Source organism: Streptomyces yerevanensis, from assembly GCF_000716805.1.
In the GTDB taxonomy this organism is placed as follows: Bacteria; Actinomycetota; Actinomycetes; order Streptomycetales; family Streptomycetaceae; genus Streptomyces; species Streptomyces flaveus.
In genome coordinates this window covers 1-10,632 of sequence record NZ_JNWJ01000116.1, presented here as the reverse complement: position 1 = coordinate 10,632, position 10,632 = coordinate 1, and the positions used below count along the sequence as shown (strand labels likewise).

7 protein-coding genes and 2 pseudogenes are annotated in these 10,632 nt (G+C 70.4%); 2 read left to right on the top strand and 7 right to left on the bottom strand.

The window, feature by feature from the left end:
- Positions 1-397, bottom strand: a 397-nt coding sequence (locus OP79_RS47245) for an AraC family transcriptional regulator (protein ID WP_033329401.1), incomplete at its 3' end; no start/stop codon positions are given.
- Positions 398-632: 235 nt separating this feature from the next.
- Between OP79_RS47245 and OP79_RS56670 the strand changes: the two are divergent.
- Both OP79_RS56670 and OP79_RS57730 read left to right on the top strand, forming a co-directional pair.
- A pseudogene (locus OP79_RS56670) lies at positions 633-1,571 on the top strand (NADP-dependent oxidoreductase); the annotation flags it as partial.
- Complete coding sequence (locus tag OP79_RS57730) at positions 1,557-2,357, top strand: nuclear transport factor 2 family protein (protein WP_245685717.1); 801 nt, start codon at positions 1,557-1,559, stop codon at positions 2,355-2,357. The pseudogene OP79_RS56670 and the gene OP79_RS57730, both read left to right, overlap by 15 nt.
- A gap of 80 nt (positions 2,358-2,437) precedes the next feature.
- Here OP79_RS57730 and OP79_RS47235 read toward each other — a convergent pair whose 3' ends face one another.
- The 6 genes and pseudogenes from OP79_RS47235 to OP79_RS47210 all read right to left on the bottom strand — a co-directional run.
- Positions 2,438-3,952, bottom strand: coding sequence for a carboxylesterase/lipase family protein (locus tag OP79_RS47235; protein WP_033329400.1), 1,515 nt, complete (start codon positions 3,950-3,952; stop codon positions 2,438-2,440).
- Positions 3,953-4,205: 253 nt separating this feature from the next.
- Complete coding sequence (locus tag OP79_RS47230) at positions 4,206-5,642, bottom strand: aldehyde dehydrogenase family protein (protein WP_033329399.1); 1,437 nt, start codon at positions 5,640-5,642, stop codon at positions 4,206-4,208.
- Complete coding sequence (locus tag OP79_RS47225; protein ID WP_033329398.1) at positions 5,639-7,171, bottom strand: GMC family oxidoreductase; 1,533 nt, start codon at positions 7,169-7,171, stop codon at positions 5,639-5,641. The genes OP79_RS47230 and OP79_RS47225 overlap by 4 nt, the downstream gene beginning before the upstream one ends.
- Positions 7,172-7,458: 287 nt before the next feature.
- The gene (locus OP79_RS47220) at positions 7,459-8,790 is read right to left on the bottom strand and encodes an MFS transporter (RefSeq protein ID WP_063742148.1); all 1,332 of its coding nucleotides are present in this window, start codon (positions 8,788-8,790) and stop codon (positions 7,459-7,461) included.
- A gap of 491 nt (positions 8,791-9,281) precedes the next feature.
- Entirely contained in the window at positions 9,282-10,238 is a 957-nt protein-coding gene (locus OP79_RS47215) for an AraC-like ligand-binding domain-containing protein (RefSeq protein WP_033329402.1), read from the bottom strand.
- A 195-nt stretch (positions 10,239-10,433) separates the two neighbouring features.
- A pseudogene (locus OP79_RS47210) lies at positions 10,434-10,632 on the bottom strand (3,4-dihydroxyphenylacetate 2,3-dioxygenase); the annotation flags it as partial.

The window sequence follows — 10,632 nt, the reverse complement described above, 5'->3', positions numbered from 1 at the left end:
AGGTCAGGATGTCCCCGTCGTCGATGAACAGGGCGTCCGGGTCGAGTGCGACCTGGGGGAACCATGTGCGGAAGAGGTCCGCGACCATCCAGTGGGTGGCGGCCGGCCGGCCGTCGAGGAGACCGGCTGCGGCGAGGACGAAGGCGCCGGTGCAGATCGACACGAGGCGGGTGCCCGGAGCCACGGACGCGAGCGCCCGGGTCATGGGCAGCGCCTCCGGGCCGTGCTCGACGGTGATCGAGAAGTCGGAGTTGGTGCGGACCGGGCGGCCGTCGACGCTGCAGGTGAGGACCTCGTAGCGGCCGTCCGCTGCCTCGAAGACCCGGCTGGGAATGCCCAGTTCGAAGGGGTACACGCCGTCTACGGCCAGAACGACGACTCGGTGAAGGGGTGCCATGGCGTGATCCCGTCGAGAGATGGAATTCACGCCACGGTATCGGACGGTGGCGGCAACGCGCTGAACGTTTCACGCGTCGGCTCCCTCCAGTGCGGCGAGCCCGGGTGCGGCCGACGCAATGAACCGACGAACGTACGCCGTGGCGTGATCCCGTTGAAAGTTGGCATTCATGCCATGGCGCCCGGGAGTGGCGGACCGCGACGCTGGACGCATGACGAACCCCGATACCGCCACCATGCGTGCCATCCGCCAGGACGTCCACGGTTCCCCCGAGGTACTCAAGGAGGTCGAACTTCCCCGGCCCGAGTCGGGGTTGAGTGAGATCCTGATCGCCGTCCGTGCGGCCGGCGTCAACCCGACCGACTGGTGGAACCGCGCCCAGCCCATGACCGCGGGCGGCCTGCCCCTCATCCTGGGCTGGGACGTCTCCGGCGTCGTCGAGGCCGTCGGCACCGGCGTCACCCTGTTCAAGCCGGGCGACGAGGTCTTCGGCATGCTGCCCTACCCGCACGGGGTCGGCGCCCACGCCGAGTACGTGACCGCCCCCGCCCGCTCTTTCGTCCACAAGCCCGCCGGCATCGACCACGTCCAGGCCGGTGCCCTGCCGCTCGCCGCCCTGACCGCCTACCAGGCACTCGTCGACACCGCCGATGTCCAGCCCGGGCAGCGTGTCTTCATCCACGCGGCCGCCGGCGGCGTCGGCCATCTCGCCGTCCAGATCGCCAAGGCCCGCGGCGCGTACGTCATCGGCACCGCCAGCGCCGCCAAGCACGACTTCCTGCGTTCCCTGGGTGTGGACGAGGCCATCGACTACCACACGGTCGACATCGCCGAGGCCGTCAAGGACATCGACGTGGTCCTCGACCCGGTCTCGCGGGACACCGCCGCCCGCGCCCGCTCGCTCGCCGTGCTGCGCCCGGGCGGCACCCTCGTCTCGATCCTTCCGGTACCCATCGACCCCGACGAGCTGGCGGACATCGCCGAGCGGGGCATCCGCTACGAGTCCCTCCTCGTCGAGGCCGACCGCGCCGGCATGCAAGCCATCGCCGACCTCGTCGAAACCGGTGCCCTGCGCGCCCACATCGAGGCCACCTTCCCGCTCGCCGAGGCGGCCAAGGCCCACACCCTGGGCGAGACCGGCCGCACCACCGGCAAGATCGTGCTGACCGTGGAGGGGACGGCGAAGAAGCAGATCGCCCAATCCCTCACGACCGTCTTCGACGGGGGCGACACGACCGTCATCGACCGCCACGTACGGCCGGACTACATCCAGCACAACCCGCTCGCCCCCGACGGCCCCGAGGCCCTCAAGGCGTTCGGTGCCGCCTGGCGCCAGCAGTACCCGGACGCCAAGTACGACATCAAGCGGGTCATCTCCGAGGGCGACCTGGTGCTCCTGCACTCCAACGTCGTCCCGGCTCCTGGTACCCGCGGGATCGCCGCCTTCGACATCTTCCGCTTCCAGGACGGGAAGATCGCCGAGCACTGGGACATCCTCCAGGAGGTGCCGGCGGCCACGGCCAACGGCAACGACATGTTCTCCACCCTCAGCCGGCCGCAGACCGAGGCGCCGGAGCAGCGGTGGTTCACCGCGTACAACAAGAAGCTGGTCACCGCGTTCGTCGACCAGCTCATGGTTCGCAAGGACCTGTCCGCCATCGACACCTACGTGGCCCCCGAGTACCACCAGCACAACCCGAACATCCCCGACGGCCTGGCAGGCGCGAAGGCCGGACTGGGCGCGTACTTGGAGCAGTTCCCGCAGCTGAGCGTGGAGCCGAAGCGGGTCATCGCCGAGGGCGACCTGGTGGCCGTCCACAGTCACTACGTCGACACACCGGGCGAGCGCGGCCGGGCGGTCCTCGACCTCTTCCGGGTCAGGGACGGAAAGATCGTCGAGCACTGGGACGCCGTGCAGGACGTGCCGGAGACCTCCGCCAACGACAACACGATGTTCTGACGGCCGCCGGGGCGTAGCGGTCGCGCTACGCCCCGGGCCGGCGCCTGCCTCGCCCAACGGCAGGGAGGAGTCGGTCAGGGCTATGAGGTGATCAGTGGAAGCGCGTTGAACACGTGGTCCTGCCAGAGGCGGCGCGAGGCTTCCTCCGGGTAGGTGGTGGTCATCGGCTCCGTGTCGAGGATGCGCGTCGGGCGGTGCTCGGTGTCGTAGGCGGGCCAGCCCGGATCGCCGGTGGTCGCGAAGGAGCTCCAGGCGGCGCGGACCAGAGCGGAAAGGGCATCGGCCTCGTCGAGGTGCGCGGAGCCGATCAGTTCTCCGCCGAGGCCGCCGAACGTACCGAAGACGAGGGGGATGTCCAGCGCGTGGCAGGCGCCCAGGGCACCGCCGTTCGCCGGTGCGGCCCAGGTGAGTTCGTAGAGGTGGGCCCGGCCGCCTCCCGCCACCTGGGCTTCCGCGAGGTGCAGTGAGGGCATGCGGAAGAGCCAGTCGGACTGGACGAGCTCGAAGAGGCGCTCCGCCGGAGCATCGGGGAAGGCGGTGCGGTAGGCGTGCCCGGGGTCCGCGCCCGGCCCGAACGTATGCAGCGCTGCGGCCGCCAGTTCCTCGCCGACCTGACCGAGGAGCCCACCCAGTGCCATGAACAACCGGTACTCGTCCCGGTTGTGCCCGATGATCAGTTCCACCTCGCGTGCGGCGCCGTCGGCGAGCGCCTGCCACGGTGCGGTCGGCAGGACCTCGCCGTCGACCACGGGGGAGTAGGCCGTCGACGTGTGGGCGATCGGTCCCCAGCGGTCCGCGTACTGACTCATCGAGGTGCCGAGGGCAGCCCCCGCCCCTGGGAGTTTGTGCGGATCCACCGCCGAGAGGTCGCTCACCGTGGGCCGCAGCCCGAGCTCGCCCGCCAAGGCGGTGGCGATGTCGGTGGCCAGCTCGTCGGAGAAGAAGGTGCCGCACACGCTCTGTGCGATGGCCCGTCGGAACAGGCCTCGCGCGCTCGGCATCGCCAGCAGCGCGGCGACGGACCCGGCGCCGGCTGATTCGCCGAACACGGTGACCTGGCCGGGGTCGCCGCCGAAGGCGGTGATGTTCTCCCGCACCCACGTCAGGGCCGCGACCTGGTCGAGCAGTCCGCGGTTCGCCGGCGCCCCCTCGATGCGGGCGAACCCCTCCATGCCGACTCGGTGGTTGAAGGTCACCACGACGAGATTCCCGTCACGGGCCAACCGGCCGGCATCGTAGGCGGGGTCGTCGACGGAACCGAACTTGTAGGCCCCGCCGTAGATCCACACCATCACCGGGCGCCTCGTCGCCGGGTCCGGATCCGGTGTCCAGACATTGACGGTGAGCCAGTCCTCTCCTCCGGCGGTGGAAGCGGGTATGGCAGGGCTCAACGGCTCCTGCGGTGGCGGGGGACCGAACACGAACGACTCGCGCGTGCCCTCCCATCGACGCACCGGCCGCGGCGCGGCGAAACGCAAGCTCCCCACCGGGGGTTCGGCGAACGGGATGCCTCGGAAGACCGCGAGACCGTCCTCGTGGCGGCCACGCACGACGCCCCCCACGGTGGCGACGTCGGGAATCGGTTCTGTGGTCACGACACTCCTCATTGAGCTCTACCGACCGCCGTGCGGCCGCTGTACGAGGACCACGCGTCGGCTGCGTGGTCCTTCGGGGTCCCGGACGGCCGCGCGGGTTCGATCGTGGAGCCGGGGCGACGACGAGATCCTCGTCCGGGCGTCCGGGCGTCCGGGCGTCCGGGCGGACGGACAGGCGGAACGGCCGCGCATCATTTTCAGGATCGTGCGGTCCGAACCCGCGGGGGCTGCCTGTCCGCGACGGGCGGGCACCTCAGGCGAGTGAGGTCCACACGCTCTTGACCTCCGTGTACGCATCGATGGCTCCCGTGCCCATCTCCCGGCCCCAGCCGCTGGCCTTGAAGCCGCCCCAGGGGGCGGAGGCGTCCACGGGGTTGGGCATGTTGATGAACACCGTGCCCGCCCGGATGGAGCCCGCCACGCGGTGCGCCGCGCCCACGTCGCGGGTCCATACGGCCGCCGCCAGGCCGTACTCGGTGTCGTTGGCGCGGGCGACGGCCTCGTCCTCGTCGTCGTACGGCAGGATCGACAGCACCGGACCGAAGATCTCCTCGCGGGCGATGCGCATGTCGTCCCGTACACCCGTGAATACGGTCGGCTGGTAGAAGAAGCCCGGCAGGTCGTCGACGGGGGCCCCGCCGGCGAGCAGCTGGGCGCCTTCCTGGACCCCGCTGCGCACCAGTGCGTGGACGTGGTCACGGTGTTCGCCGGTGACCAGGGGGCCGAGCTCGGTGTCGGGCGCGCTGCCCGCGCCGAGTCGCATCCCGCTGACGGCCTTGGCACAGCGCTCGGCGAACTCGTCGGCGAGGGAGCGGTGGACGAGGAACCTCGTGTAGGCGGCGCACACCTGGCCGCTGTTGAGGAGCGCGCCCTGAAGACAGCCCGTCACGGCCGCGTCCAGGTCGGCGCCGGGCAGTACGAGGCTCGGTGCCTTGCCGCCGAGTTCGAGCGAGACACGCTTGAGGTTGCCCGCCGACGCCCGGACGATGTCCCTGCCGGTCTCGGTCGAACCGGTGAAGGAGACCTTGTCCACGCCGGGGTGCTCGACGAGGGCCCGGCCGGCCTCGGGACCACCGGTCAGCAGGTTGATGGCGCCGTCCGGCACACCGGCCGCCCGGCACAACTCGACGAGCCGCACCGTGGTCATCGGGGTCTGCTCCGCGGGTTTGACGATCACGGTGTTCCCGCAGGCGAGGGCCGGTGCGATCTTCCAACTCGCGATCATGAGCGGGAAGTTCCACGGGGTGATCAGCGCGCACACTCCCACCGGCTCGCGCTTGGTGTACTGCAGCACGCCGGGGATGGACAGTGGCGCCGTCTCGCCGTAGATCTTGGTGACCCAGCCGGCGTAGTGGCGGAAGTGCTCGGCAGCGGTGGCGACGCTGACCGCCATGGAGACGCCGAGCGGCTGGCCTTGGTCGCGCGTCTCCAACTCGGCCAGTTCCTCGGCGTGTTCTTCGATGAGGTCGCCGATGCGCCACAGGATCCGGGCGCGTTGGGCCGGGGTGAGTCCCGCCCACTCCGGGTTCTCGAAGGCGGCACGGGCGGCCCGTACGGCCGCGTCGGCGTCCGCGGCCCCCGCCAGGGACACCCGGGCGTGGGCTTGCCCCGTCGCCGGGTCCAGGGTCTCGAACTCCGCTCCGGAGGCCGCGGCCTGCCACTCGCCACCGATGAGAAGGGTATTGGTCACAGCTGTGCTCCAAGGATGAGGTCGACGCAGCGCTCGCCGATCATGACGGCAGGTGCGTGGGTGTTGCCGGAGGTGACGGAGGGCATGACGGAGGCGTCCGCGACGCGCAGCCCGGCCACGCCGTGTACGCGCAGCTGCGGATCGACGACCGCCATACGGTCGATGCCCATACGGCAGGTGCCCACCTGGTGGTGATAGCTGAGGAGGGTCCGCTTGATGTACGCGGCGACCTCCGCGTCCGTACGCACGTACGGTCCGGGTGCGACCTCGCGGGCCCGCCAGTCGCCCAGCGACTTCTCCTCGCCGATCTCCCGCACCTGCTGCACGGCCCGCACCATGGCCGCGAGGTCCGACGGCTCGGAGAAGTAGCCGGGGTCCAGGGCAGGAGCCTGGGTGGGGTCGGCCGAGCGCAGCCACAGGCGGCCCCGGCTGAGCGGACGGATCGTCCCGGCGAGGACCGAGAAGCCGTGGCCCTCTTCCGGAACGTTCATGTCGGGCACCGGCAGTGGCAGGTGAGACATCAGCGGCTGCAGGTCCGGCACGGCCAGCGCCGGGTCGGACTTGGCGAAGTAGTGGGCCTCCAGTTTGTTGGCCGTACCCTGCGGCACCGGCCGTGCCGACTCCCACACCACCGGAGCGAGGGTGTGGTCGTGCAGGTTCGCGCCCACTCCCGGCAGGTCCGCGGTCGCCCCGATCCCGAGGGCCCGCAGCTCGTCCGCCGGCCCGACCCCGCTGAGCAGGAGCAGCTGGGCCGATCCGATGGTGCCGCCGGACAGGATCACGTCCCCTTCGCAGCGGATCTCCGTCGTACGGCCTTCGCGCAGCAGCTCGACGCCCCGCGCCCGGCCACCGTCCACCAGGACGCGCGTGACCGCCGCGCCGGTCATCACTGTCAGCAGCGCACTGTCGAGCACCGGCTCCATGAAGGCGGTCCACGCGCTGACGCGCCTGCCGTCGCGGATGTTGCGGTGCAGCAGGTTCACGCCGAGCTGGTCCCGGCCGTTGCAGTCGTCGTTGTACGGGATCCCGTAGTCCTGGCAGGCCTCCACGAAGGCGGTGGTCACCGGGTTGGGGGAGTGGTTCCGGCTGACGGGCAGCGGACCGCCGGCCCCGTGGTAGTACGACGCGCCGTCCTCGAAGTCCTCCGAGCGTTTGAAGTACGGCAATACCTCGTCGTACGACCAGCCCGCAGCTCCCTGGTAGGCCCAGCTGTCGTAGTCGGCCCGGTGGCCGCGGACGTAGATCATGCCGTTCAGGGCGCTGGAGCCGCCGAGGACCTTGCCGCGCGGCCAGAACACCTGGGTTCCGGAGGCGTGCCGCTGGGGTTCAGTGGTGTACGCGTGGTCCTGCGGGGAGTTCCACAGCTCCCACAGGCGCCCGGGGTCGTGGATGGCCGGGTTGTCGTCCCGGTCGCCCATCTCGATCAGCAGGACGGTCCGGCCGGCGTCCACGAGTCTGCGCGCGAGCGCACAGCCCGCGGACCCGGCGCCCACCACGATGTGGTCGTAAACGGTGTGTGTTGCTCGCATGACGGGAGGGTCACAGGCGGACGGGCTACCGGCTTGTGCCGCGGTGCACGGTGTCTTGTGGAGGCGGGCACGAACGGCAGAGTGCGGTCGGGCCGGCTCCCTGGCCGGGCGTCGCGACGCCGCGGAGATCCATCAGAAGGGCCCTACAGGCCGATGGGTGGCCCGGCAGCTGCTGTGGGTGACAGGCCGGACCGCGCGGGCGCACAGCTCGTCCCCAGGCAGCACGCGACGGCCAGGACCACCTCGGTGGTCCTGGCCGTCGCGGGAGTCGTAGCAAAGAGGCCGGGTCAGGAGACGGCGGCTTCGCTCGTGGTTCGCTCCGCGGCGCCGGCGCGGGCCGCCGCCGCGTTCTTCCTGCGCAGGACGGCGGGAGCCGTCTCCTTCAGTCCGAGCGCGAGCAGGACGACCAACGCGGCACCCGCCGCCGAGATGTACATGGCCGTCTCGAGCCCCCAGTTGTCGGAGGCCCACCCGGCGATCACCGGAGCGAGGAAACCGCCGGCGAGCTCCCCGATGCCCATGACCAGGCCCAGGGCGGTCGCCAGCGCGCCACGGGGGACGGTCTCCGCGGGGATCGTCGCCATGAACAGGGTGAAGCAGCCGAGACCCGTATACGTGAGCACGACCACTGCGCCGAGCACCACAGGGCTGCTCACATACACCACGGCCAGGGGGCAGAGCGCGGCCATCACCGTGAAGACGATCAGTGTGTTCTTGCGGCCGAACCGGTCCGAGATCCCCGGTGTGACGAAGCCCCAAACGACCCACGCCACCCCGAGGCAGGTCACGACGCCGCTCATCGTCGCGGGTGAGAAGCCCTTGACCGAGGTCATGTAGACCGGCGCGAACGTGATGATGACGAAGAACCAGGTCATGTACGCGCAGGCGATCAGCACGCAGAGGATGATGTTGCGCTGCCGGAGGATGCTGCCGATGCTCGGCTTGGCCGCGGCATCCACGGATTCCGCCACGGGCTGCGTCATCACACGGCCACCCGGCGGCTCCTCCCGTACCGACCGCCAGATCCACAGGGCGAGCAGCAGGCCCGGGACGATGGTGATGACGAACGCCAGTCGCCAGCTGTACTGCGTGGCGATCCAAACCACCGCGAGCGGGCAGAGGATGCCGCCCAGCAGCCCGGCCGAGGACCCCTGCAGCAGGCCCATGTTCAGCCCGCGCCGGTGCTCCTGTGACGCCTCCACCATCAGGGACTGCGACGCCGGCAGTACGGCACCTTCCGCCAGCCCCATCAGCGCCCTGGCTGCCAACAGCGCGGCGAATCCGGTGACCAGCCCGCTCGACGCCGAGAGGCAGGAGAAGAGCACCACCGCGATGATGATCACGGGCTTACGGCGGCCGAGCCGGTCGGACAGGCGTCCGGAGATCATTCCGGCCAGTGCCCAGGTCAGGGCGAGGACTCCGGAGAGCGTGCCCAGGGCGGTGTTCGAGAGGGGGATGTCCTCACTGATGAAGGGGACGAGGAAGAGAAGTGCCTGCCGGTCGAAGAAGACGAGGCCGAAGCCCAGGAAAAGGATGACGAGCAGCTTGTTCTCGTAGCGGCGGGCGTCGGGGTTGGCGCCACCGAGCGGAGGGGGTGCGGCGGATCGCTTTCTCAGCATGGATGCCTCATTCGTCGGATGAGCGGGAGCCGGAGAGGCAGGAAGGGAGAGTGCCGTGGGGAGAAGAGACAGCACGGGACTGTCGATCAGCGCAGTGATGCTCTTCGGCCCTGGGGGAGGTCGGGACGTCAGCCCGTTCTTGTGTCTGTGGACGTTCCTGCGTAAGCCGCTCACTGGCGCCCGCGAGGCGGGCCCGTGAGGAGTGTGCGGCTCTCTCTCACGACCGGAGGGTGCACCTCGGCGGCCCACTCCGGCTTGCGTGATGGTGCACCGGCCCTTGCTGGGGCGGGCACGATCGGCGGATCCGCCGTGTTCGGGACGTACTACGACAGGAAGCGAAAGGGCCGCGAAACCGCGTGACCGCCGCTGAGCGCTCGCTAAGCGGGATCGGTGAAGTCCGCTGCGCTACAGCGCCCCGCAAGGGGCGCGGGGAACTGCGCGACCAGCCCCAACCGGCCCCCGCGTCTGCGGCATGATCCGCCGGACAGGCCCTAGGCGCCCAGCGCCGTGCGCCCGGCCCCGCGTGCCTCCGACGGGCTCATGCCGTAGGCGCTCCTGAAGGCGTGGCTGAAGTGGGCGGGGTCGGGAAAGCCCCAGCGGCTTCCGACGGTGGCGACGGGCATATGGGCGAGCGCGGGGTCCGCGAGGTCGCGCAGGCACTCGGCGAGGCGACGCTCCCGGAGCCAGCCCGAGACCGTGTACCCCCGCTCGGCCAGCAGCTTGTAGAGGAAGCGCCGCGAGATGTGGTGGGCGGCCGCGATTCGGTCGGGGCCGAGCCCCGGGTCGGAGAGCCGCTGCTCCATGTACGTGAGGATCCGCTGGGCCAGCAGCTCCCGCCCGTCGTCCTGCTGCGTCACGTGCACGGCGCACCGGTCCGAGAACATCGCGCCGACCAGGTCGACCGTGCTGTCCGCGAGCCGCTGCGTGCCGAGAGCCTCCAGTTGCCGCACCTGCCCGGCCAGTCCGCGCAGGAACGGGTGCACCACGGGCCCCAGTCCGTCGTTGCACGACACGGGGGTGGCGATCATGCGGGTCAGGTCGCGTTCGGGCAGCCGGAGCATGACCCGCGGGAACATCAGCACGAGTGTGCGGTACGGCTGGTCGAAGTCGAGTGTGTACGGGTGCCGGGTGTCGTAGATGGCCAGCTCGCCCGGCTTGAGCAGGGCCTGGCGGTCCGCCTGGGTCAGCATGCACTGCCCGGCCAGCTGAAGACTCACCTTGACGAAATCGGCCGGGTCGGAGGCGATGTGCCTACGGGTGTGGGCGACGCCGTGCGGATCCGCGGCTATGACAGACACCTGCACCGCGCCGAGCTGGGCGGTGTGCAGGGAGGCGCGGAAGTCGGGAACCTCGCGCGGCAGCGCTTCCAGCGGCACAAAACTCTGGCCGACCACTTCCCGCCAGAACTCGAAGCGTCCTGCGGAAGTGTCGTCCGACGGAGTCGTCATCGAGGGCATGGGTCTCCTCTGCGGGCCCTTCGGCAAGCCGGCAGGTAGGCGTGCCGCCGGATACTACTGTCGTATCCGGTTTTTACAAAGTGTGATGAATAGGGTGAATGAGAAGATCCCGTGTCTGTCGAGGGTGCGGTGAGGGGGTCCCGGAAGGGCGCGAAGCACCTCCGGGTCCCCCCACCGCCCGTGGCATCAGCCGAGTCCGTCGGCGCCGACGTGGACCGCGGATTCGTCGAGGAGGGTGTCGGTGACGGGCTGCGGGCGTCCGTCGAGGTCGAGGACCGGGGTGGCTTCCTTGTACCAGGACTCGATGACGGCGTTGCCCCAGAAGTCGCGGCGGCGGTCGTCGTGGACGTTCCAGCGGTACGTCTCGTGGTCGGGGTCACCGGTG